The sequence below is a fragment of the Salmonella sp. 32082101201600294FB01SM01 genome, from assembly GCF_017572865.1.
Lineage (GTDB): Bacteria > Pseudomonadota > Gammaproteobacteria > Enterobacterales > Enterobacteriaceae > Salmonella > Salmonella enterica.
The window spans coordinates 43,624-68,562 of record NZ_JAGESB010000006.1 but is presented as its reverse complement, the minus strand read 5'-3'; the positions used below and the strand labels follow the sequence as shown (position 1 = coordinate 68,562).

Below are 24,939 nucleotides of genomic sequence, written 5' to 3'. Positions count from 1 at the left end.
CTTATCCGGCCAACGCACGATAATAATTATCCGCAGGTCATCACCAGGTAAAAAAAACCGGCTACCTATAAAGTAGCCGGAAAAGGGAATAAATAATAAACAGGGATAATGATTAGAATGTGTAGCCTATACCCACGCGGAAACGGGTTTGTCTTTCATCGCTGTTGCTATTGACGGAAACATTACCTACCTCAACGAATGGCGACCATTGATCAATAATATAGGCAGTTCTGAAGTTATATTCATAGTTATCTTTGCCGCCATCGTAAAGATCATATTTATCAGCTTTCTTATAAATTCCTTCGATTGTCCAGTCAAAGTTGTTCCATTTATAACCCGCCCAGACATCCATACGATTGATGGTATCATCATCACGGATATCAGAAGAACGGCGTACATATTCAAAACGATAGCGCGCACCAACCCACCAGCTTTCATTTAATGTCCACGTCGCGCGGAAGTAAGGCTTATAGGTAGAGTAACCATTGCCGGTTTCCAGCACAAAACCCGGTTGCCAGGCGACATCACCGGTTTTAAATTGGTAGCTTATCGTATATTCGTTGCCCTGTGTTTCCAGGTCATTAAACGCTTTATTGGTGTCATCCCCGCCTGATTTTGAGATAGCTTCTATCGCAAAACCAACACCATTCGCAAACCGATGAGAAATATACGCACGGTCATAGTTAGCTTTACTATCATCAAGATATTCATGACGAACATCGACATATACTGCATGCGCATTTGTTACAACAAGAGGTAATAGTAAGAAAAGAGATTTTCTCATAACAGAATCCATTTAATTTAAAATTAAAACGTTGTTTTATGTCAGGCCGTTACAACCATAATACGCAATGTGAATGGCGACAATATAGGCAAAGATCTTTAATTTAAAATTGGGATAATGTTCAAAAAGCAAAATAAAATAAATGAAATTTATATTCGCCATATAACATAAAAATCAAAACACCATCAACAAAGCCAATATAGGGATTTCCCTATATTTATATTTCATTGATTCCTAACGTTAATTTCAATATATTTAAATTGTAAATACAAATAAAACAACTAAATAATTACTGTATAACTACCCTTTTATCAAACGGTAAGTCAGACTATTCCCATTATGTGATCTCACGCAGCGTTTTCTTTGCATTGTTGCCAGCTAAGTCGTTTCGTGTCGTTATGATGAAGGTATTTTAGAAAACCAATATTACCCACTGATTTAAATAACATCCAGACGGTCATGATGCGCTCCGACTTTTTTAAAACGTGAAGTTAATCACTTCATTAACGTGCTGATTGCCAGAATACACCCAACGGCGGCAATCGTTATAAGGTTACCAGGCGGCGTAATTTTTAAACTCATGCAAACGGAAGGGGTATCCCGTCCATAAAAAATAATGAGGAACATGTCATGAGTAACGCGATTACGATGGGTATTTTCTGGCATTTGATAGGGGCGGCCAGTGCAGCCTGCTTCTATGCTCCGTTCAAGCAAGTGAAACAGTGGTCATGGGAAACCATGTGGTCAGTGGGCGGCATCGTCTCCTGGCTTATTCTGCCGTGGACAATTAGCGCTCTGTTACTGCCTGATTTCTGGGCCTATTATGGACAGTTTAACCTCTCCACCCTTTTACCGGTTTTTCTGTTCGGCGCCATGTGGGGCATCGGCAATATTAACTACGGTCTGACCATGCGTTATCTCGGGATGTCGATGGGTATCGGCATCGCTATCGGCATTACGCTTATCGTCGGCACGCTGATGACGCCTATCATCAACGGTAACTTCGATGTGTTAATCCATACCGAAGGGGGACGCATGACGCTACTTGGCGTTTTTGTCGCGCTGATCGGCGTCGGGATTGTGACGCGCGCCGGACAGTTAAAAGAACGCAAAATGGGCATTAAAGCGGAGGAGTTCAATCTGAAGAAAGGGCTTCTGCTGGCAGTGATGTGCGGTATTTTCTCGGCGGGGATGTCTTTTGCCATGAACGCCGCGAAACCGATGCATGAAGCTGCTGCCGCGCTTGGCGTTGACCCGCTCTATGTCGCGCTGCCGAGTTACGTGGTGATTATGGGCGGCGGCGCGCTGGTGAACCTCGGTTTCTGTTTTATCCGCCTGGCAAAAGTGCAAAATCTGTCGATAAAAGCTGACTTCTCGCTGGCAAGACCGTTGATTATCAGCAATATTCTGCTGTCCGCGCTTGGCGGTCTGATGTGGTATTTACAGTTCTTTTTCTATGCCTGGGGTCACGCGCGCATTCCAGCGCAATATGACTACATGAGCTGGATGCTGCACATGAGCTTCTATGTGCTGTGCGGGGGGCTTGTCGGTCTGGTGCTAAAAGAGTGGAAAAATGCTGGCCGCCGTCCCGTTGCCGTATTAAGCCTCGGCTGCGTGGTAATTATTATCGCGGCGAATATTGTCGGTTTAGGCATGGCCAGTTAATCGCTTTGATTACTGAGATGACGCCATTGGCTCGGCGTCATCCCGGTTTCCCGCGTGAACACCACTGAAAAATAATTACTATCTTCAAAACCGCACTGCATCGAAATCTCGCTAATCATCAGCGGGCTATGCTGAAGCAGATACTGCGCGTGGCAAATACGGACCTGGCGTAAATATTGATTAATCGTCATCCCGGTTTGGGCGCGAAACTGCTGCCGCAGCACCCGTTCGCTGCATTGTTCCTGCTGGCAAAACGCATCCAGCGCAAAGGGACGCTCAAGGCTATTAGCCAAAGCGGTAATTAATTTATCCAACAGGGTTTCTCTGGAGGTTGCCGGAAGATCGTCGGTCGCGTAGCGATGCCGTTTTAACGTCATCACCAGTTGACCAAACAGCAATTCCGCCATCTCATTCGCCAGCGGATCGCGCCCATTACTCTCATGTTCAAGCTGGTTAATGACCTGCCGCGCCTGATTCATTCCCATACTGCCCAGCCGCCAGTGAGGATACCACTGCGCTCCCTGAAAGCCGGGAATCATCGCCTGCCAGTTTACATTGAGTTTCAAACGCTCCGGGCAGTAAATGATATTTTGCAGCACCAGATCGTTAACGGAGGTATAGGAGTGTTTGTCTTCAGCACGAATGTAAAACAGATCGCCGCGGGTAATTCTGTATGGGCGCTCATTAAGAACGTGTAGGCCATTGCCCCGCCAGACCATCACCAGTTCACAAAACTCATGCGTATGTTCCGCAAAAACATCCTGTGGATAGCGATCGGCAACCGTAACGGCCTGCTGCTCATCAGTAAAAAAATCTTTTTTCAAAAGGATTAACTGATTTGCCACCGCAGCACCTCATGTTGAATGCTTGCCGGATGGCGCTACGCTTATTCTGTCTACCGCTCGCCGCCGTAGGCCAGGTAAGGCGCAGCCGCCATCCGGTATTAAAGGGTATAATTATCAGCATATTGGCGACGAAAACGTTGATAGCGTTCGCGTTACTGGATTATCGCATCGCGTCCCTGACGGATATCCCGCGGCGACCAGTTAAATTCTCGGCGAAACAGAGTCGAAAAGTGGTTACTGTCGCCAAAACCGCAGCGGTACGCGATTTCTGTCACGCTATGATCGCTATGGCGTAATAAATGCCGGGCTTTGATCAAACGCAGGCGATTAAGGTAACGTTGCGGCGTCAGCCCGGTATGCTGTTTAAGCTGACGATGCAGCGTGCGTAGCGACAGCGAAAACTGTTCAGCTACCGCCTCCCAGCAGACCTCCTCCGCAAAATGTTCTTCCAGCCATGCCATCAGTTGGTTGAGTTTGGCGTCGTTATTGGTTGCGCCTTCCATCAGGCTACTGCGGCGCAACAACACCAGTAGTTGCATAAACAAAATTTCGCGATTCGCCACGGCAGGCGCATCCATGCTGTCTCCGGCGCGCTCCATCAGACCGACCAACTGGCGCACCTGCTGCAACACACTCTGATTCACCCGCCAGTGCGAAGGATAGTAACCATCCTGCTCCTGCGGCAGCAATTGATCCAGCCCCGCCAGGAATTGGAAAGCGTCCGGCGAACGCCACAGTACATTCGTCAGGCATAGGTTGTCGGTATGTTCATATAAATGCCGGTCGTGATCGCGAACAAAACACACGGTACCGCCGCTGATGGTATACGGCTGCCCGTTGAATACATGAATGCCCGTACCGTGTTCCACAATCACGATTTCATGAAAATCATGATGATGTTCAGGGAAAGCGGCTTGCGGCAGACGGGGTTCAATCGCCACGGGCGCTTTACCTGATGGAAAAAAATCCACGCTATGCAGTACGGTCATGGTTGCTTCCTCCTGAATTCAACATGTCCGAATAGTAATTAAGGGCTATCGGCCTCACCTTAAATTTTTGACGCTAAAGCGCGCAAACATGGTCTTTTTTTCAAGAAAAGGCGGGAAAAAGCGGGAAATGCGGACGACATCACACCGGCCTATTAGTAGAAACTGTGAACGCTATCACGTTCATCTTTGCCTTGTTGCCAGCGGCTCATTTTCCTGTCAGTAACGAGAAGGTAGGTCTTTGAGGGCTTTTTTAGACTGTGCGCAATGACTCTAAGAAGGACCTGATTATGACTTTTCGCCATTGTGTCGCGGTTGATCTCGGCGCATCCAGCGGGCGCGTGATGCTGGCGCGTTACGACAGCAAACACCGTACCCTGACGCTACGTGAAATTCACCGTTTTGTGAACTGCCTACAAAAAACAGACGGGTTTGACACCTGGGACATCGACAGTCTGGAAAAGGATATCCGTCTTGGTCTGAAGAAAGTCTGCAATGAAGGCATTCTTATCGACAGCATCGGCATCGACACCTGGGGCGTCGATTATGTCCTGCTGGATAAACAAGGTCAGCGTGTCGGCCTGCCGGTCTCCTACCGCGATAATCGTACCACGGGCATCATGTCGCAAGCGCTGGTCCAGATCGGCAAAAGCGAAATCTATCGCCGCAGCGGGATTCAGTTTCTGCCGTTTAACACCATCTATCAGTTACGCGCGCTGACGAAGCAACAGCCTGAGTTAACGGCGCAGGTCGCTCATGCGCTGCTGATGCCCGATTATTTCAGCTACCGCCTGACCGGTGAAATGAACTGGGAATACACCAACGCCACGACCACCCAATTGGTCAATATCAATACCGATGACTGGGACGATACCCTGCTGGCGTGGACTGGCGCGAAAAAGGGCTGGTTCGGCCGCCCCTCGCACCCTGGCAATGTTATCGGCGACTGGATTTGCCCGCAGGGCAACCGTATTCCGGTGGTAGCCGTCGCCAGCCACGATACCGCCAGCGCCGTTATTGCCTCTCCGCTGGCAAATAAACATAGCGCTTACCTGTCTTCAGGCACCTGGTCGTTGATGGGTTTTGAAAGCAAAATGCCCTACACCACTGACGAGGCGCTGGCTGCCAATATCACCAACGAAGGCGGCGCGGAAGGGCGTTATCGGGTACTGAAAAACATTATGGGTTTGTGGCTGCTCCAGCGTGTGCTGAAAGAACGGCGCATTACCGATCTGCCTGCGCTTATCGCCCAAACAGAAGCGCTGCCGGCCTGCCGTTTCCTGATTAACCCGAATGACGATCGCTTTATCAATCCTGACGATATGCGCGCTGAAATCCAGGTAGCCTGTCGCGAGACCGACCAGCCCGTTCCCGCCAGCGATGCCGAACTGGCGCGCTGCATTTTCGACAGTCTGGCGCTGTTGTATGCCGACATTCTGCACGAACTGGCAAATCTGCGCGGCGAAAAATTTACCCAACTGCATATTGTCGGCGGCGGATGCCAAAACGCGCTACTCAACCAGTTGTGCGCCGATACATGTGGTATTCGCGTGATGGCCGGGCCGGTTGAAGCCTCCACCCTTGGCAATATTGGTATTCAGCTTATGACCCTCGACGAATTAAACAACGTCGATGACTTCCGTCAGGTCGTCAGCGCTAACTACGACCTGACAACCTATATCCCTAATCCTGATAGTGAAATTGCCCGCCACGTTGCGCAGTTTCAACCCAAACGACAGACAAAGGAGCTTTGCGCATGACCACTCAACTGGAACAAGCCTGGGAACTGGCAAAACAACGTTTCGCCGCAGTAGGTATTGATGTCGAGGAGGCGCTGCGCCAGCTCGATCGCCTGCCGGTTTCCATGCACTGCTGGCAGGGCGACGATGTTGCCGGATTCGAGAACCCGGAAGGTTCGTTGACGGGCGGAATTCAGTCAACCGGCAACTATCCGGGCAAAGCGCGTAACGCCACCGAACTGCGCGCCGATCTGGAACAGGCGCTGCGTCTGATCCCAGGACCAAAACGGCTGAACCTGCACGCCATTTATCTTGAGTCGGATACGCCGGTTGCCCGCGACCAGATCAAACCGGAGCATTTTAAAAACTGGGTGGAGTGGGCGAAAGCGAACCGGCTGGGGCTGGATTTCAACCCCACCTGTTTTTCTCATCCACTGAGCGCTGACGGTTTTACCCTCTCTCATCCAGACGCGAAAATTCGCCAGTTCTGGATCGATCACTGCAAAGCCAGCCGCCGCGTCTCGGCATACTTTGGTGAGCAGCTCGGTACGCCGTCGGTGATGAACATCTGGATTCCGGACGGCATGAAAGACATTACCGTCGACCGTTTAGCCCCGCGCCAGCGCCTGCTGGAAGCGCTGGATGAGGTCATTAGCGAGAAATTCGACCCGGCGCACCACATCGACGCCGTCGAAAGCAAACTGTTTGGCATCGGCGCGGAAAGCTACACCGTCGGCTCCAATGAGTTCTACATGGGCTACGCCACCAGCCGTCAGACCGCGCTGTGCCTGGATGCGGGCCACTTCCATCCCACTGAAGTGATTTCCGACAAAATTTCCGCCGCCATGCTCTACGTGCCACGGCTGCTGCTGCACGTCAGCCGCCCGGTACGCTGGGATAGCGACCACGTGGTGCTCCTGGACGATGAAACCCAGGCAATTGCCAGCGAGATCGTCCGTCATAACCTGTTCGACCGTGTGCATATCGGCCTGGATTTCTTCGACGCCTCTATCAACCGTGTCGCCGCGTGGGTTATCGGTACCCGCAACATGAAAAAAGCGTTACTGCGCGCTCTGCTGGAACCCACAGATCAACTGCGTCAGCTTGAGGCCAGCGGCGATTACACCGCGCGTCTGGCGCTGCTGGAAGAGCAAAAATCTCTGCCATGGCAGGCCGTCTGGGAAATGTATTGCCAGCGTCACGGCACGCCGGCTGGCAGCCAGTGGCTGGACAGCGTTCGCGTCTATGAAAAAGAGATCCTGAGCAAACGTAGCTGACAGCGACACCTGATTTGTAGGCCGGATAAGACGCCCGCGTCACTATCCGGCAATAAATGAAACACGATTGCCGGATGGCACTGCGCTTATCCGGCCTACGTAAGACCCGAATAACCTTCGGGCAATGAATGGGAACACGAACATGCAAAATATTACCGATTCCTGGTTTGTCCAGGGCATGATTAAAGCCACGTCTGATGCGTGGCTGAAAGGGTGGGACGAACGTAATGGCGGTAACCTGACGCTACGTCTGGATGAAGCCGACATCGCGCCTTTTGCGGCTAATTTCCACGAAAAAACGCGCTACATCGCGCTAAGTCAACCCATGCCGCTGCTGGCGAACACGCCGTTTATTGTTACCGGTTCCGGCAAATTCTTCCGCAACGTGCAGCTCGATCCGGCAGCCAATTTAGGCGTGGTCAAAATCGACAGCGACGGCGCAGGCTACCACATTCTGTGGGGCTTAACCCACGACGCGGTACCCACCTCTGAACTCCCGGCGCATTTCCTCTCCCACTGCGAACGCATCAAAGCCACCCACGGCAAAGACCGCGTCATTATGCATTGCCATGCGACTAACCTGATCGCCCTCACCTACGTACTGGAAAACAACACTGCGCTGATCACCCGCAAACTGTGGGAAGGCAGCACCGAATGTCTGGTGGTATTCCCGGACGGTGTCGGCATTCTGCCGTGGATGGTGCCAGGCACCGATGAAATCGGCCAGGCCACCGCGCAAGAAATGCAGAAACATTCGCTGGTACTGTGGCCGTTCCACGGCGTGTTCGGAAGCGGACCTACGCTGGATGAAACCTTCGGTTTGATAGATACCGCAGAGAAATCCGCTGAGGTATTAGTCAAAATCTATTCGATGGGCGGTATGAAGCAGACCATCACGCGCGAAGAACTGGTCGCACTCGGCAAACGTTTTGGTGTGACACCGCTGGCCAGCGCCGTAGATCTGTACTGATACCTCCCAACTCAACGCCGGATGCGGCTTTGCCTTATCCGGCCTACAGGACGGTGCGCATTTTACCGTAGGCCCGATAAGCGTAGCGCCATCGGGCAACAGGGAATTTTTTTAAGGAGAATAGTGATGAGCTTTATGTTGGCACTGCCAAAAATTAGCCTGCATGGCGCTGGAGCGATTGCCGATATGGTGAACCTCGTGGCGAATAAGCAATGGGGCAAAGCGCTGATCGTTACCGATGGTCAACTGGTAAAGCTGGGCCTGCTGGATAGCCTGTTTAGCGCACTGGATGAACATCAAATGTCTTACCACCTGTTTGATGAGGTGTTCCCAAATCCGACAGAAGAGCTGGTGCAGAAAGGTTTTGCGGCGTATCAGAGCGCAGAATGTGACTACATTATCGCCTTCGGCGGCGGCAGCCCGATCGATACCGCAAAAGCGGTGAAAATCCTCACCGCCAACCCTGGCCCTTCCACCGCCTACTCCGGCGTCGGCAAAGTGAAAAACGCCGGCGTACCGCTGGTAGCAATTAATACTACGGCAGGTACCGCGGCCGAGATGACCAGCAACGCGGTGATTATCGACTCTGCCCGTAAGGTCAAAGAGGTGATCATCGACCCGAATATCATCCCGGATATTGCCGTGGATGACGCCAGCGTCATGCTGGAAATCCCGGCGTCTGTGACCGCCGCAACCGGCATGGATGCCCTGACCCATGCGGTGGAAGCCTATGTCTCCGTTGGCGCGCATCCGCTCACCGACGCTAACGCGCTGGAAGCGATTCGCTTAATCAATGTGTGGCTACCGAAAGCGGTTGACGATGGCCATAACCTCGAAGCCCGTGAGCAAATGGCATTCGGCCAGTACCTGGCGGGTATGGCGTTCAACAGCGCCGGTTTGGGGCTGGTTCACGCGCTGGCGCACCAGCCGGGCGCAACCCACAATCTGCCGCACGGCGTCTGCAACGCTATCCTGCTGCCAATTGTCGAGAACTTTAACCGTCCGAACGCCGTCGCGCGTTTTGCCCGCATCGCACAGGCGATGGGCGTGGAGACGCGCGGTATGTCTGACGAAGCCGCAAGTCAGGAAGCGATTAACGCTATCCGTACGCTGAGCAAACGCGTCGGCATTCCAGAAGGTTTCAGCAAGCTGGGCGTCACAAAAGAAGATATCGAAGGCTGGCTGGATAAAGCCCTCGCCGACCCGTGCGCGCCGTGTAACCCGCGCACCGCCAGCCGCGATGAAGTTCGCGAGCTGTACCTGGAGGCGTTATGATCCGCAAAGCCTTTGTGATGCAGGTAAATGCCGACGCGCACGAGGAGTATCAGCGTCGTCATAACCCAATCTGGCCGGAGCTGGAAGCCGTATTAAAATCTCACGGCGCGCATCACTACGCGATTTATCTCGATCAGGAGCGCAATCTGCTGTTCGCCACCGTTGAGATTGAATCCGAGGAGCGCTGGAATGCCGTTGCCAGCACCGACGTTTGCCAGCGTTGGTGGAAACATATGCGTGACGTTATGCCCGCGAATCCGGATAACAGCCCGGTCAGCGCAGAGCTAAAAGAGGTGTTCTATCTGCAGTAAGTCGTGTGCCCGGTGGCGCAAGCTTACCGGGCCTACGGTTTTATTTTTTGTCGGCCGGATAAGGCGGTTACGCCGCCATCCGGCAATTTCAATTCTGCTCCGCTACCAGGATAGCCTGAGTATCCGGTTCCAGCGCTTTAAAGATATGCGCCTGGTCGCCGGGATAACAAATGTAATCGCCCTCCGCCAGCTCTTCCGGCGCCTCGGTTAAGCCGACAAGGGCTTTCCCCTGCGTCACAATAATATGTTCCACCGACCCCGGCGGATGCGGGTGAGAGATCCGGTCGGCCCCCGGCTGCGTCAACAGCAGATAGATATCACGCCGCGCGCCGGGCGGACACGCCGCCAGTAATATCGCCTGATAATGCGCCTGCTCCGCCACGACTTTGGTGCCCTCTCCGCGGCGAATCACCTGCGTTTTTTGTACCTGCGGCTCCAGCAGCCTGGCAAAGGGAATGTCGAGCGCGACGCATAGCGACCATAGCGTCTCCAGGCTGGGGTTGCCGTTCCCTGCTTCCAGTTGTGAAAGCGTAGATTTAGCGATGCCTGCGCGCCGCGCAATCTCCGCCAGCGACAGTCCGGTTCGCTGGCGTTCGCGTACCAGACTTCTGGCAATGACGCTAATAGGTTGTGTCATAAAGCATCCAACGTTCACTATAACGAACGAAATGTTCGTCTTGTAAAGCAAATCTGTTCCGTTCATTATAATGAAAATTCGTTCGATATGACTAAAGAAGATGAAACACTATTTTTCCTGTCTCAAGGGAGACACGATAAAAGCGATATTTTTAGTGTGCCTGGCCGTGGGCGTCGTCGGCATGTCCTATGGCTCACTGGCGATGGCCTACGGCTTCCCACTGTGGGTGCCGTTTGTCCTCTCTATTTTTGTGCTGGCGGGCGCGTCCGAATTTATGTTTATCGGCATTGTTGCCAGCGGCGGCAATCCGTTAGCGGCGGCGGCGGCAGGACTGCTGGTGAATGCGCGCCACGTGCCGTTTGGCGTAACGGTGCGCGATTTGGTTGGCACCCGCGCCGCCAGCTTTTTCGGCTGCCATATTATGAATGATGAGAGCGTGGTGTTCGGCCTGTCGCAAAAAACACCCGAACAACGTAAAGCCGCCTACTGGCTATGCGGTCTGGGCGTCGCCCTATTCTGGCCGATTGGCACACTGATTGGCGCAGGTGTCGGCAAACTGCTCCCGGCCCCAGAAACCATTGGTCTGGATGCCGTATTTCCGGCAATCTTACTGGCGCTGGTGATCCCGGCGTTTAAAAACCGCACCACATTGATTCGTGGTTGCAGCGGCGCCGCGCTGTCGCTTGCCGCCGTTCCCTTTGTGGCTGCCGGATTGCCGGTGTTGCTTTCGCTGCTTGGCCTACTGGCGAGGAAAAAATAATGGGCAATATGACGCTATTTATTATCGGTATTGCTCTTTTGTCTGCGGGAACCTATTTGATGCGCCTCGGCGGCGCGAAACTTGGCAGCCGTCTGGCGCTGTCTGAGCGTTCACAGGCGCTGCTCTCGGATGCGGCAACGGTGCTGCTATTCTCCGTCGCGCTGGCGACCACCTTTTACGAAGGCGAACATTTTGCCGGAATGGCGCGCGTTCTTGGGGTTGGCTTCGCCGTATTTTTAGCCTGGCGTAAAATGCCGCTTATTGTGGTGATTATCGCCGCTGCGGTAGTGACCGCGTTATTACGAATGGCGGGTATTAATTAACGTCTTACAGAACAGTTGGGCGTGACACCCTATAAGTGATGAAGGCTGGGCCGCCCTATGCTGAAGAGGCCCAGAATTTTCGCATCAGGCGGGATAAATGCTTTCCATATAAATGCCGATCCTCAATTACACTACCAGTGTCTTCCAACGTGACGTCAACATCTTGTGATAGCTTCAGATTACTGGTTTTTCTAATAACTCTCTTTAGTTAATGTTTACGTCGGCTATTTTTACGGATATTGCCTGACGAAGAACACATGAACGAAAAAAGCGCCTGATCGGCGCTTTTTATTGGCGTTATAGCGTAATTTTATAGGCGCTTGCGCCAGCCTGCACGCAGTTAATGTGCCGTCACTCAACGCAGGCGATTATAATCATCCACCATCTCGTTATAACTTCTCAACGACGCCGGATAAGAATCCGCAACCATCCATCCTGTTGCAGGGTCCTGCACCCGTTTCTTTTCAAAATCAGAATACGGAACATTGTCCCTGATGCGACGAATATATTTTTTAGCTTTTAGCTGATAATCCGCCGCAGAATTAACGAAAGGAAAATTCCGTCCATCAGTATCCGACTGTTTCAATTGCGCAATCATTGTTTCCAGTTCCGCGACTTTTTTCATCATCGCTTCGGCATCAAAGGTATCGGCAGAAATAACCTTGTTGATCTGCTTTGCCGAAATCATGACAGCCAGAGAATAATAGTTAAATGTTTTACCTTCCGATTCTTCTATTTTCTTCAACTGTGTCAATTGCCGCTTGTCATTTATTTCCTGAATAGCCTCATGATATTTTTCCGAGACGGGTTTAAAATCCTCGATATTCTTCAGTAATGTCTGATGCAGCGCCTTACCTTTAGCAAAGGCATCATCTTTATAGTTTTCCTGGGTATAATATTTTTCCATTTCGTTAATGGTATTACCCAGCGCGGCGGCGCTATCAATATAGCTAACGGCAACGCCATCAATAGGCTCAAGCAATGGCGTTAAGGCGGCCACCTGTTTCATCTCTTTCTGGCAATTCGTTATGTAAGACTCCGTAATACCATAAATGCCATAAACCAGGCTCTCTTTCCCTGTCGGACCTTTTTTAAAGTCTTTCACCCAATCCGCGTAACGCGCCAGACTGTGCTGAACGGGCAATTGAAGTTTATTAAAACAATCGATATAGACATCCATTTTTTCACTATAAACTTCTTCAGCGTCAACCTCCGGCTGAGCTGGCGTTTCTGGCTTCGCCGCCGGGGGCTGAGTTGCGGTTTCTGGCTTCGCTGCTGGGGGCTGCGCTGGACTTTCGCCAGATTGCGCTTCCGGCGTCTGAGAAGGCGCTGGCGTCGCAGGCTGACTGCTGGCGGCCGGCGTCGCCTCGGTTTTAACATTATTGTCATCACATCCTGTTGCGCCCAGGGTCATTAGCGCAATGATTATCGCTGAGGATAATAAATTCCTTTTCATTTAATTGCCTTCTGTATATTTACGTTGGGGTTCTCTTATTTTAACGAACACATTGATATTGATAATGTTAATTATAATGAAACATGGATTAAGTATTTTTCGTGTTGAATAAATCACATACCTATTTTCTTCATTAAAATGAATCTGTAAATTTCAATAATGTTATTTATAGGTTACTCTAATGAAAAAGAATTTGTTATCATCAATCTGGCCGGATCTCAAAAAATGCATAGAACTAAAACGGGTCTATTTACAGTAAGACTTGCCGAGACCCAACTCTCGCCCAGCGCCTACGGTGGCGGATGTTGAATGTTGGGTTTCGCTTCGCGCCACCCTGCCTACAAAGTCCGCAATATCAACATGTTGTAAAACGATCTCGCAAGCCTTAAAGCTGCGCTCCATCAGGTACTGAGTTTGTCATTACAACAGACAGCGGGAGCATTTCCCGCTGTCTCAGATGATTGACAAGCCTTGCCTGAGTTTTGCCGGATGGCGGCGCTTGCGCCTTATCCGGCCTACAAACAACGCTAATTTCAACAAATTACACTATTTCTGACAGTATTCGGCGGGAATATAACCCCGCAGGTTACATCCCGTACCGTTCAGCAATGGCGCGGTGTTTCTCTTCATTTACGCCTGCGGCCTGCGCCAGCCGCCACCAGCATAGCGGATGCTCCCAGTCGGCGGTCAAACCCGTCAGCGTTTTATCGATATCCGCCTTCGTTACCGACTGCGGCGCGCTGATAACAAAGTAAAATCCAGGGAGGGGAGTCGCATCATCGCCCTGATGGCTATCGGTTAAGGTGTAATCATCCGGGCTACTGCTCCAGTAATGCCACCCCAGCTCCCTGATAGCCTCGCGGAAAGCATTGTACTGCGCTTCTTCCGGCATGACACCGTCGCAAAACCAGGATTCGCCGTACTCTGTTGGGATCACCGTTTTCAGGCTGGCATACAAAGGCGTGAAGTTCTTCCGCTCTTCTTCGTCTTCCGGCGGCGTATTCAGCCGCTCAGCGTCAAAGACCACGATTTCACCGACATGCTGTGGGTAATCAGTACGATAAGTGGGTTCGACTACTCTTGCCGTCACCGGCCCAATACGCTGGGCGAAATAGTATCGGTATTCGTAATCTTCGCGGAAACGCAGGTTTATTAGCCCCCAGTTTTCATCAATAAAACCTTCGCCTTCGGTGAGTTCAATCTCCAGCTCCGCCGCAAGCCTGCGCACGATATCCCATTTCTGCAAAATGCTGGCCGCCGCCATCATATCCCACTGGGTGTTGCGGGGATCTTCTTCGCGCCGTGTGAGCAGTGCCAGTAGCTGCTGTAAATATTCCAGTTGCCTGTCGTAAGCTTCCTGTTTTTGCGCCGCCCACGCGCACATCCGGTAAGCGCCAATCCATTCGCCGCCAATTTTAGTTTGCAGCAGTTTTTGCCCTGTCGCTTCCAGTTGCGCCCAGTCTTCCTGCGAGCCGAGAACCCGCGCACGGAACCACAGCGCCATATGCTCCTGTCCGGATGCGTCATACTGCCGGGCCAGTCGTTCAATCTCCTCCAGCTCGTCTTTCGCCAACAGCAGGTCCAGCAGATCAAAAGGAAGACCGTTGTCCTCTTGCAGATGGTTTTCAACATAATGGCGCAAAAGCGCGATCGACTCGTCCCGCGCGTAACAGGCGTTCAGCGCATTGACCAGTCGGCCAAGTAACTCCGCATCCTCAGGTGACTGCATAAAGGCGCGGCGGAACTCTTCAACATCTTTTTCTGGATCGGCCTCTGCGTCTTCCGCCGTACTTTCAGTTTGTGGCATAGCGGGGCGCGCCGACAGTTCTGCTTCTTTGGCGGCAATTTTCTCGCTGAGTTCCAGATACTCCCGGTCAACGCCCAACAGGGCGCGCAGTTTTGGCATATGCCGCTGGGCAAGTTTAAACGCCTGCTTCGCGACCCAGACAGATTCACGATCCAGCGCCAGGTTAATCTGCATTTTCGCCAGATCCACCAATTTACGGTGCGCCCCCACCTTAGAATAGTGTTCCAGCATGTGCTGGAAAATTCTCGCCAGCCGCCAGTGGTTACGTTCCGGATAACGGGGAAGCAACACAATCAAAATATCCAGCCACAGATCCCAGGAGTAAGGCGTAAGGTCCGACCAGGCGGGTAACGCTTCCCAGACCTCCTCGTCCTGCCCGCCGCTCAGCGCCATGATGTACAGCTTTTTCAGCGGATAACCAATGCGATCGCGCCCCCAGTAGTCATTTTCGTCGATCAAATGTTCAACCAGCTCACGCGCCTCTTCATAGCGCTGCAGCGCGATCAGGATATCGACTCGCGTCGAGAGCAATGCCTCAACGTATTCCTCTCCCGAATCCTTCACTGCCGCAATCTGTTTATCCACATATGCTAACGCTTCTTCGTGCCGATGGGTGTCCATCAGGGCGCTGGCATATTCCGTGGACAAACACTGAAAACAGTTCCAGGTGGGGTCGATGCGCGCAATCGTCTCTTCGCATACCGCCATTCGCTCTGCCGCCCAGCCAGGGCCATCTATGTTTTCATAGCAGGCGGATAAATCCTGGGTGACGCAGATGGATTGCGGACAGTCTTTCGCTTCTTCCCGGTGCGCTTTTTCAAATAGGGCGACAACGTCAGGCAGGACTTTTTCGCCTTCACTATAATTCGTCAGGCGGTGACGCATCTCCCAGTGCCCGATAAATATCTCCAGCCACGGATTTTTGGCGACCTGATTCAGGGCTTTCATTTCTGGCAACAGCGCATCGCACTTTTCCAGTTGTAAATTTAGCGCGCCTTCAGAAAAGTCATCAATTATCTGGGGAATATATCCCTGCCCGGCATCCCGCAACTCTTTACTGTAGTTGTTGTACCACTCCCATGTATCCATTTTTACATTCCTTGCTTAATTAATGAGGGGATAATCTGCGTGAAATCTTCCAGTGCCTGATGCAGATCCCATTGCTGTTCTTTATTCCCATTACTACATAAAATAACTTTCAGGGATTTTAATAATCGTAGCGCCGCCACCGGTTGCTGATGATTTTGCAATGCCGTAACTAATTGTTTGACGCAGGCGTTATTTAAATTGAGATATAAACTGGAGGTTTTGGTTTGTTTAATCTGCGAAGTAAACTGGCGCGCCAGCATTAATGCGGCGGTACTCATTCGCTTGTCCGCATCGTCCTGTTCAAGGATTTGTTTTAATTCGGCTTCACGATCGAGGGTCACCACCAGCGGCAAAACATCCGGGTCAAAGCGGGAGATAATTAATTGCTCGCCGTCGCATAAATGCGCTTCCAGATAATCGACCTGTTCCGCCGGTAAATCGGCGAGCGTAAAGAGCTGCTCGTTGCCGCTTTGCGTGCCGACTTCAATAATCCGACAATGGTATAACAGCGCCCAGCGTCGTAAAAACGGGACCACAGCATAGCGATCGCCTCTGGCGACAGGCCGTTGCAGAATATGGAATAGCATCTCTTCAAAGCCGCCATCAGCGCCCAACAAAATATGGATGCTGTTATTAATGCGGAGTTCCTTCGCCAACACCGCGCCTTTCGACGTGGGCACCTGCAACCGATCCTTCAGCAGATCAAAAAGACGATCATCACACAGCGCCGCGCCCAGCAGCGCTTCGTTATGACGCATTAAAACGCGTCGCCATATCTCCGGCTGGTTTTGCGCGAGATCCGACAAACCGGTAATCAGCGCTTCTTTCAATGCCTCCTGTACCGCAACCCAGGTTTCGTCCCGCTGCAAATCTTCCCGGCTTGCCGTCGGCGTGAGTTTCGACGATTCAATCACGCCGCCAATAAACCCCGCCCACGGCGGCAGGAGTTCACGCGCTTCGTCATCAAGCAGCATTCCGCGTAAAAAGAGGGATAGATTACGGTTGTCGCTGGTGCCGTAAGTCGCGCCGTCCTGAATCCACAGAATGCCCACAGCATCGCTGCCCCCCTGCGGAACCACCGGCAGGGTGCAGATAGGTTCGAAGGACGATTCGAACTGCGCCGCGAACGCGAGGTTTTTACGCTGGACCAACGCACGGTGCATCGTCACGCCTTCCGGCGTCGATTCGCGCCAGGGCGGCTGGAGTTTATTTACCGGTTCGGTCGCATCGCCGACAAAAACAGGCTCATGCAACAAAATGCAGTACCTTGAGAGTACGCGATTAAGTAGATTATTACTGGCAAGATGGCTGTATTCTTCTTTCAGCGTCAGGATCACCTGGGTTCCCGGCGCGACGGCGTCAGAAGGCGTAACGGTATAGCGCTGCCCATCAACAGAGTGATATTTCCAGCCCTGGTCCGGCGTTTGCCAGGACGTGGTCAGCACGGTGACATCTTTCGCCAGCACAAACGCCGACAAAAAGCCCAACCCGAACATACCAATTAACCCTGTGTCATCATCCTGCTGGCGCAGCATCCGGGTATAGCCCACCCCAACGGTCGCCAGAAAGCCATGAATTTCGCTTTCCGTCAGGCCCGCGCCGGTGTCAGATATCGTTATAGTCGATTTTGCCACATCCGCCACAACGCGGATGTGGTTATCCTGCGGGGCATCGGGCTGTTCGATTCGTCTGCGGACAATCGCATCGTGCCCGTTCTGCACCAGCTCCCTTACCGCAACAACGGGCGTTGAATAAAGATGCTTACTGAGAACTTCTATTAATCCATTTAAATTGACTTCAGTAGAAAAAGAACTGTCGGATAGCTGCAATGCACTCATTTTTCAACACTCATAATCCATCACCTGCTGTTGAAAAGTTTTATTTTTACAGTCGGTGCGTAGTTTTCGGTTTAACACGCAATCATCGCATCCAGCTCATATTCATTATTGATACGATGATTGTTTCTTGGCTATACACTTCATCCTTCAAGCTGCCTCTGCGTTGGCTGCGCTCATTCACCCCAGTCACGTACTTATGTACGCTTCTGGGGATTCATTCTCTTGCCGCCTTGATGCAACTTAAATGATTTTTTGTATATATATAATCGGACAAATAATTAATATTACCGTCATGAGTATATACACAATCGGGAATAGTTACGATATTAGCAGTTGTATTGATAATGTAAAAATCATTGTAACTTATTCAACGCCGTTATATTTTCAAGAAAAACAAACAGTATAAATCATATGAATATTATTAAAAAATTGAATGAAAAACAAAAATCGCCATTAATTAAGCCCTGCGGAAACGTTGACGACATCACAATAAATAAAGAATATTTAATGTTTTTTAGTCACTGGTACATTCCGTTCTATTTACGAGGTTAACGGACCATCAGACGTTTATCACGTTGCTTAAGTAATTCTTCCCAATAAAAACACTTTACCTGAAAGTTTAATCATTCAGTTCATTAAATTAAACCTTGTCACTAAATCATTATAACCTCTGATTACCTTATCAAAAGAACCCTCAGCCCATGCCGGATTCTCTTTATCGCTGTCGGTCAAAGGGATGTGATCTCGTTCACGACGAACTCGCGTTTTTACAGCCAGCACATATTTGTCTGCAGCCTCAAGAAACTGCTCGCGCTGAAAAGAACCACTTTTGGTGTCATTTTGTTTGGCTTTCAGTTGCGCAACATGCTCATTCAACGCCTGTACTTGCTTCATCGCGTCATCCACATTAAACCCGTCATTTTGCAAAAGCTGATTGGTTTTCTTACTAATTAACATCATTGACAGTGAATAGTAGTCAAACGACTTACCTTCTTTAGCTTCAATCTTCTTCAACTGTAACATCTGGCGTTGATCATTCATTGTACGAATAGCATCTTCATAGGCCTCTGATGCCGGTTTGAATATCGATAATGTCTGCATAAACTGAGTATGCAGAGTTTTCGCTTTCGTGAAAGCATCATCCTTGTAGTTTTCCTGGGTATAGTAACTATTCATTTCACGTATTATTTTCTTCATGTCTATTGAAGAATTAATATAGTTTAGCGCCAGAGTATCGATGGGCTTTAGTTCAGGTTTCAATGATGAAACTTTTGTTATTTTTGCCAGACATCTATCTAAATCGACAGTAACATCTCCCATCCCTCTGATATACCGTTCTTTACCCGTTGGACCTTTATCCATGTCCACCCAATCGGCATAGCCTTTAACACTCGAAAGAATCATGGGATTAATATCATTATAGCATTCAACATAAACATTCATTTTTTGTGCCAATATTGCATCCGAATCATTCTGATTTACGGAGGTACTGGTAGCCGAAGAGTCTGTTAACGTACTTTTCTGGGATTTTTTGTCATCACATCCTGTTGCGCCCAGGGTCATTAGCGCAATGATTATCGCTGAGGATAATAAATTCCTTTTCATTTAATTGCCTTTTATATATTTACGTTGGTGTTCTCTTATTTTAACGAACACATTGATATTGATAATGTTAATTATAATGAAATATGCATTAAGTATTTTTCGTGTTGAATAAATCACATACCTGTTTTTTTTCATTAAAATGAATCTGTAAATTTCAATGATATTATTTATAGGTTATTCTAATGAAAAAGGATTTGTTATCATCAATTATTATCGCTATGCTGATGACTGCCGGGCTAAGCGCTTGTGATGAAAAAAAAGCGGACGAACAACCTGTAGCTCAGAGTGCAGATTCATCAGCGAGCAATACACAATCCACATCAGCGGAAAGCGCAGATGCGAACGATGTTCTTAACCAAAAGCTGAATGTTTACATTGATTGTTATAATAATCTCCAGGCAGATATTTACCGTGCTGTAAATCGTTATGCTAACACATTCGACGATTTCCGCGCCGGTCCTACCGGTAAGGAAGACGATCCCTCTCCGCTGGTTCCTGTGTATCCTGCACTTATCCAGGACTGCCGGAAAGACATCAAGGCGGCGGCTGAATTAAAGCCGGCGTTTGCCTCTCTGGATAGTGCTGCACTGGCATTTATTAATGCGGCTGGGCCACTAGCTGAAACAATCAATAGTATGAATAAATACTATGATCAAGATAACTTCAAGGATGATGCCTTTGCTGGCGCTAAAGCGTTCCATAAAACGTTTATAAAACAGTTTGATGAGTTTGATCCCATTGCGAAGAAATATATCGCCGAGATTACCATTATGAGTGGGCAGCATGCGGCTAATGAAATTAAGGCAGCCGAGAAGAAAGAAGGTAAATCCATTAAGTACTATACGCTTTTGACGATGCAGGAAGCCGAGACGCTTAATGACGCTGTAGCTGATGATTCTTTTGATGTGGCAGCAGTAAGCAAACAGCTCGCTGATTTTGAAGAGCATACTCAGAAGCTAAACGAGAAGATCAACGTTGATATAGATAAACATCGTAGCTTCCCTGGTTTTATTTCTGAGCTGGAAAAATTCCAGGGCAAGGTGAAAAAACGCATTCGGCGCGTGCGCGATAACGTGGCGTATACCGCGCATGAGCAGGACTACCTCAATAGAGGCAACGGCGATATGGTAGACGGTTCTTATGAGGCTGTGGTTAAAGCTTATAACGGGCTCATCGATACCTATAATGGCTATCATCTTGAGCGTGAGTTCTAAGCTTTGCACGCTGCAAATCGCGTGCATATGACCGCTGAACTGAGCAAATAAGTCGTTAGCGACTGTCGAAAGAGCGCCCCAGGGGCGCTTTTTTCGTTCGAAGTATTACCGGTTAGCAAGCGCCTCGTGAATGGCTGGAATAAGCTGCGATCCAGCATAAAAACGATTAAAATTTGTATGGCCTCGCCACTATACGTGATTCCGTTATTAAGAGAGGCTGTAAAATTGAAAAAATATATATTTTACGCAAATGTAGAGGGTACTATTTTAGTCTGCGATTAACCGCTGCGGATGGGTATAAATCGTCGCCCGACCCGGCTTACAGAACCCCACCAGCGTAAGATTACACCGTTCAGCGACGTCAACCGCGAGCGTGGTGGCAGCAGAAACCGCAAACAAAATTTCCACACCGCACATCGCCGACTTCTGCACCATTTCGTAACTCGCGCGACTGGAAACCAGCGCCGCGCCTTGCCGCCATTCCTCACCCTCCGTGGCGCGGCGGCCGAGCAGTTTATCCAGCGCAACGTGGCGTCCGACATCTTCATGGCCCCCCGCCAGTTCACCCGACGGCATGACCCACGCCGCAGCGTGCGTACAACCCGTCAGCTTACCCGTCGGTTGAAAATCATTCAGATGTTTTAACGCGCGATCAAGGTTACCGAGATTAAACGTTTGGCTAAACGGCAGCGGTTGCACCGGCTTACCGATGTCATTGAGCTGTTCCACGCCACACACGCCGCAACCGGTGCGTCCGGCCAACGCGCGACGACGCGCTTTCAGCCCCATAAATCGACGGCTGGAAAGATCAATCTGCACTTCAAGTCCGTTACAGGACGGTACAACGTCCATGCCATAGATTTCACGCGGGCTGTCAATGATCCCTTCCGACAGAGAAAACCCCATTGCAAAATGCGTCAGATCTTTTGGAGAGGCCATCATAACGACATGCGAAATACCGTTATACACCAGTGCCACAGGCACTTCCTCGGCAACATCATCAAGTTGGGGGGACTGCAAATCCTCGCGTTTCCAGAGAGCCAACTGGCGTGAGGTTGTGAAATCAGTCACATTTAGGACTTCTTCAGACAGTATATTGTTCACTTTCTTTTAACCATATAAGAACACACACACCAACATTATGGTATTCTGTTACAACTCCTCCCGGATGGAGGAAAATTTATCCAATTCTGAACCTTTGCGGGCCCGTCCGCAAAGAAAAATAACAACCACTCCCTGAGCGTTTCGGATAGAGAAATGTGAAAGAGAAGTGACAATGTCGAAACAAGGAGCAAACCATGCAGGTCAGCAGAAGGCAGTTCTTTAAGATCTGCGCTGGCGGTATGGCAGGCACCACGGCGGCGGCACTGGGCTTCGCGCCCGGCGTAGCGCTAGCGGAAACACGGCAATATAAACTGCTGCGCACCCGCGAAACCCGTAACACCTGCACCTACTGTTCCGTTGGCTGCGGGCTGTTGATGTACAGCCTCGGCGACGGTGCGAAAAACGCCAAAGCATCTATTTTCCATATCGAAGGGGACCCGGATCATCCGGTAAGCCGTGGCGCGCTGTGCCCGAAAGGGGCCGGTCTGGTGGACTTTATCCACTCTGAAAGCCGCCTGAAATTCCCGCAATACCGCGCGCCGGGTTCAGATAAGTGGCAACAGATCAGTTGGGAAGAAGCGTTTGACCGCATCGCTAAACTGATGAAGGAAGATCGCGACGCCAACTATCAGGCTCAGAACGCCGAAGGCGTTACCGTTAACCGCTGGCTCACCACCGGGATGCTGTGCGCTTCCGCATCCAGTAACGAGACGGGTTATTTAACGCAAAAATTCTCCCGCGCGCTGGGTATGCTCGCGGTCGACAACCAGGCGCGTGTCTGACACGGACCAACGGTAGCAAGTCTTGCTCCAACATTTGGTCGCGGTGCGATGACCAACCACTGGGTCGACATCAAGAACGCCAACCTCGTCGTGGTGATGGGCGGTAACGCCGCAGAAGCTCACCCGGTCGGGTTCCGCTGGGCGATGGAAGCCAAAATTCACAACGGCGCGAAGCTGATTGTGATCGATCCGCGCTTTACGCGTACCGCGTCGGTGGCCGATTACTATGCGCCAATACGCTCTGGTACTGACATTGCCTTCTTGTCAGGCGTGATGCTGTATCTGCTGACCAACGAAAAATACAACCGTGAATACACCGAGGCCTATACCAATGCCAGCCTGATCGTGCGTGAAGATTTTGGCTTCGATGATGGTCTGTTCACCGGCTACGACGCAGACAAGCGGCAGTACGATAAAACCAGTTGGCACTATGAGCTGGACGAAAACGGTTTTGCCAAACGCGATACGACACTGCAACACCCGCGCTGTGTCTGGAATCTGTTGAAACAGCATGTCTCACGCTACACGCCGGACGTGGTAGAAAATATCTGCGGTACGCCAAAAGCGGACTTCCTGAAAGTGTGCGAGTACATTGCAGAAACCAGCGCAAAAGATAAAACCGCGTCGTTCCTGTACGCGCTGGGCTGGACGCAGCATTCCATCGGCGCGCAGAACATCCGTACTATGGCGATGATCCAGCTTCTGCTCGGTAACATGGGGATGGCGGGCGGCGGCGTTAACGCCCTGCGCGGTCACTCCAATATTCAGGGACTGACCGACTTAGGACTGCTGTCGCAAAGTCTGCCGGGCTACCTGACGCTGCCGAGCGAAAAACAGACCGACCTGCAAACCTATCTGGCTGCCAATACGCCGAAGCCATTGTTGAAGGATCAGGTCAACTACTGGGGCAACTATCCGAAATTCTTCGTCTCGATGATGAAGGCCTTCTTTGGTGATAAAGCGACAGCGGAAAACAGCTGGGGCTTTGACTGGCTACCGAAGTGGGACAAAGGGTACGACGTGTTGCAGTACTTCGAGATGATGAAACAGGGTAAGGTCAACGGCTATATCTGCCAGGGCTTTAACCCGGTGGCCTCATTCCCGAACAAAAACAAAGTGGTCGCGTCGCTTTCCAAACTGAAGTACCTGGTGACTATCGATCCGCTCAACACCGAAACGTCCACCTTCTGGCAAAACCACGGTGAGTCGAACGACGTTGATCCCGCGAAAATCCAGACCGAAGTGTTCCGTCTGCCTTCCACCTGTTTTGCCGAGGAAAATGGTTCCATCGTTAACTCAGGTCGCTGGTTACAGTGGCACTGGAAGGGCGCGGACGCCCCGGGAATTGCCATGACCGACGGCGAAATCCTCGCCGGTATCTTCTTACGCCTGCGTAAGATGTACTCTGAACAGGGCGGCGCCAACCCGGAACAGGTGTTGAATATGACCTGGAACTACACCAAACCATACGAACCCGCCTCTGAAGAAGTGGCGATGGAAAGTAACGGTAAAGCGCTGGCCGATCTTATCGACCCGACAACTGGCGCGGTGGTGGTGAAGAAAGGTCAACAGCTCAGTTCGTTCGCGCAACTGCGCGATGACGGTACGACGTCCAGCGGCTGCTGGATTTTCGCCGGTAGCTGGACGCCGGAAGGCAACATGATGGCGCGTCGTGATAACGCCGACCCGTCTGGTCTCGGCAACACGCTGGGCTGGGCATGGGCATGGCCGCTTAACCGCCGCATCCTCTATAACCGCGCCTCCGCCGATCCGCAGGGTAATCCCTGGGACCCGAAACGTCAGCTACTGAAATGGGAAGGCGGAAAATGGGCCGGATGGGATATTCCGGACTACAGCGCCGCCGCGCCCGGCAGCGACGTCGGACCGTTTATCATGCAGCCGGAAGGGATGGGTCGCCTGTTTGCCATCGATAAGATGGCGGAAGGGCCGTTCCCGGAACACTACGAGCCGTTTGAAACGCCGCTGGGCACTAACCCGCTGCACCCGAACGTTATCTCTAACCCTGCCGCCCGTATCTTTAAAGACGATGCCGACGCGCTGGGTAAAGCGGATAAGTTCCCGTATGTCGGAACCACTTACCGTCTGACCGAGCACTTCCACTACTGGACCAAGCACGCGTTGCTTAACGCTATCGCCCAGCCGGAACAGTTTGTGGAAATTGGCGAGAAGCTGGCGAATAAGCTCGGCATCGCGCATGGCGATACCGTGAAGGTCTCCTCAAACCGCGGCTATATCAAAGCCAAAGCGGTGGTGACCAAGCGTATTCGCACGCTGAAAGCGGACGGCAAGGATATAGATACCATCGGTATTCCTATTCACTGGGGCTACGAAGGCGTGGCGAAAAAAGGCTTTATCGCCAATACGTTAACGCCTTTCGTCGGTGATGCGAACACGCAAACGCCGGAGTTTAAATCCTTCCTTGTGAACGTGGAAAAGGTGTAACGGAGACGA

At 50.9% G+C, this 24,939-nt stretch carries 19 protein-coding genes; 10 read left to right on the top strand and 9 right to left on the bottom strand.

Annotated elements, in window-relative coordinates; all coding sequences use genetic code 11:
• Positions 1-112: 112 nt before the first annotated feature.
• A complete protein-coding gene (locus J4645_RS20365) occupies positions 113-796 on the bottom strand; it encodes an oligogalacturonate-specific porin KdgM family protein (protein ID WP_000378721.1) in 684 nt (227 codons plus the stop codon).
• A gap of 618 nt (positions 797-1,414) precedes the next feature.
• Between J4645_RS20365 and rhaT the strand changes: the two genes are divergently transcribed.
• Positions 1,415-2,449, top strand: coding sequence for an L-rhamnose/proton symporter RhaT (gene rhaT / locus J4645_RS20360; protein ID WP_000063541.1), 1,035 nt, complete (start codon positions 1,415-1,417; stop codon positions 2,447-2,449).
• On the opposite strand, the gene rhaR is transcribed toward rhaT, so the two are convergent.
• The gene (gene rhaR, locus J4645_RS20355; RefSeq protein WP_000013296.1) at positions 2,446-3,294 is read right to left on the bottom strand and encodes an HTH-type transcriptional activator RhaR; all 849 of its coding nucleotides are present in this window, start codon (positions 3,292-3,294) and stop codon (positions 2,446-2,448) included. The two genes, rhaT and rhaR, sit on opposite strands and share 4 nt — an antisense overlap.
• A gap of 152 nt (positions 3,295-3,446) precedes the next feature.
• Positions 3,447-4,283: an HTH-type transcriptional activator RhaS gene (gene rhaS, locus J4645_RS20350; RefSeq protein ID WP_000217116.1), complete on the bottom strand. Its 837-nt coding sequence runs from the start codon at positions 4,281-4,283 to the stop codon at positions 3,447-3,449.
• A 287-nt stretch (positions 4,284-4,570) separates the two neighbouring features.
• On the opposite strand from rhaS, the gene rhaB reads away from it, so the two are divergent.
• The 5 genes from rhaB (at position 4,571) to rhaM (ending at position 9,852) form a co-directional block, all read left to right on the top strand.
• The gene (gene rhaB / locus J4645_RS20345; protein ID WP_208209012.1) at positions 4,571-6,040 is read left to right on the top strand and encodes a rhamnulokinase; all 1,470 of its coding nucleotides are present in this window, start codon (positions 4,571-4,573) and stop codon (positions 6,038-6,040) included.
• Positions 6,037-7,296, top strand: coding sequence for an L-rhamnose isomerase (rhaA, locus tag J4645_RS20340; RefSeq protein ID WP_000211474.1), 1,260 nt, complete (start codon positions 6,037-6,039; stop codon positions 7,294-7,296). Before rhaB ends, rhaA begins: the two co-directional genes overlap by 4 nt.
• Positions 7,297-7,438: 142 nt before the next feature.
• Positions 7,439-8,266, top strand: coding sequence for a rhamnulose-1-phosphate aldolase (gene rhaD / locus J4645_RS20335; RefSeq protein WP_001528871.1), 828 nt, complete (start codon positions 7,439-7,441; stop codon positions 8,264-8,266).
• Between the two features lie 126 nt (positions 8,267-8,392).
• On the top strand, positions 8,393-9,541 hold the full coding sequence (gene fucO / locus J4645_RS20330; RefSeq protein WP_000009253.1) for a lactaldehyde reductase: 1,149 nt from the start codon (positions 8,393-8,395) through the stop codon (positions 9,539-9,541).
• Positions 9,538-9,852, top strand: coding sequence for an L-rhamnose mutarotase (rhaM, locus tag J4645_RS20325; protein ID WP_000619478.1), 315 nt, complete (start codon positions 9,538-9,540; stop codon positions 9,850-9,852). The genes fucO and rhaM overlap by 4 nt, the downstream gene beginning before the upstream one ends.
• Positions 9,853-9,940: 88 nt before the next feature.
• Here the strand turns inward: rhaM and J4645_RS20320 are convergent, their stop codons facing one another.
• Positions 9,941-10,489 (bottom strand): XRE family transcriptional regulator, encoded by a 549-nt coding sequence (locus tag J4645_RS20320; protein ID WP_001517951.1) that lies wholly within the window; start codon positions 10,487-10,489, stop codon positions 9,941-9,943.
• 100 nt (positions 10,490-10,589) lie between these two features.
• Between J4645_RS20320 and J4645_RS20315 the strand changes: the two genes are divergently transcribed.
• On the top strand, positions 10,590-11,249 hold the full coding sequence (locus J4645_RS20315; RefSeq protein ID WP_000683586.1) for an AzlC family ABC transporter permease: 660 nt from the start codon (positions 10,590-10,592) through the stop codon (positions 11,247-11,249).
• Positions 11,249-11,572 carry an AzlD domain-containing protein gene (locus J4645_RS20310; RefSeq protein WP_000527677.1) on the top strand — a complete coding sequence of 108 codons (324 nt, stop codon included), beginning with the start codon at positions 11,249-11,251 and terminating at the stop codon, positions 11,570-11,572. Before J4645_RS20315 ends, J4645_RS20310 begins: the two co-directional genes overlap by 1 nt.
• A gap of 355 nt (positions 11,573-11,927) precedes the next feature.
• Here J4645_RS20310 and J4645_RS20305 read toward each other — a convergent pair whose 3' ends face one another.
• The 4 genes from J4645_RS20305 to J4645_RS20290 all read right to left on the bottom strand — a co-directional run bounded on the left by J4645_RS20305 (position 11,928) and on the right by J4645_RS20290 (position 19,367).
• A complete protein-coding gene (locus tag J4645_RS20305; protein WP_023214532.1) occupies positions 11,928-13,028 on the bottom strand; it encodes a YiiG family protein in 1,101 nt (366 codons plus the stop codon).
• A 586-nt stretch (positions 13,029-13,614) separates the two neighbouring features.
• A complete protein-coding gene (locus tag J4645_RS20300) occupies positions 13,615-15,924 on the bottom strand; it encodes a hypothetical protein (protein WP_023214531.1) in 2,310 nt (769 codons plus the stop codon).
• 2 nt (positions 15,925-15,926) lie between these two features.
• Positions 15,927-17,762 carry an ATP-binding protein gene (locus J4645_RS20295; RefSeq protein ID WP_049883929.1) on the bottom strand — a complete coding sequence of 612 codons (1,836 nt, stop codon included), beginning with the start codon at positions 17,760-17,762 and terminating at the stop codon, positions 15,927-15,929.
• 627 nt (positions 17,763-18,389) lie between these two features.
• Positions 18,390-19,367: a YiiG family protein gene (locus J4645_RS20290; protein WP_023214529.1), complete on the bottom strand. Its 978-nt coding sequence runs from the start codon at positions 19,365-19,367 to the stop codon at positions 18,390-18,392.
• Positions 19,368-19,549: 182 nt separating this feature from the next.
• Here J4645_RS20290 and J4645_RS20285 point away from each other — a divergent pair, with 182 nt between their 5' ends.
• Positions 19,550-20,581, top strand: a complete 1,032-nt coding sequence (locus J4645_RS20285; RefSeq protein WP_023214528.1) for a YiiG family protein — start codon at positions 19,550-19,552, stop codon at positions 20,579-20,581.
• A 267-nt stretch (positions 20,582-20,848) separates the two neighbouring features.
• Here J4645_RS20285 and fdhD read toward each other — a convergent pair whose 3' ends face one another.
• On the bottom strand, positions 20,849-21,685 hold the full coding sequence (gene fdhD / locus J4645_RS20280; protein ID WP_001059735.1) for a formate dehydrogenase accessory sulfurtransferase FdhD: 837 nt from the start codon (positions 21,683-21,685) through the stop codon (positions 20,849-20,851).
• 194 nt (positions 21,686-21,879) lie between these two features.
• Here fdhD and fdnG point away from each other — a divergent pair, with 194 nt between their 5' ends.
• Positions 21,880-24,930, top strand: coding sequence for a formate dehydrogenase-N subunit alpha (fdnG, locus tag J4645_RS20275; RefSeq protein ID WP_077911078.1), 3,051 nt, complete (start codon positions 21,880-21,882; stop codon positions 24,928-24,930).
• Positions 24,931-24,939 lie beyond the last annotated feature (9 nt).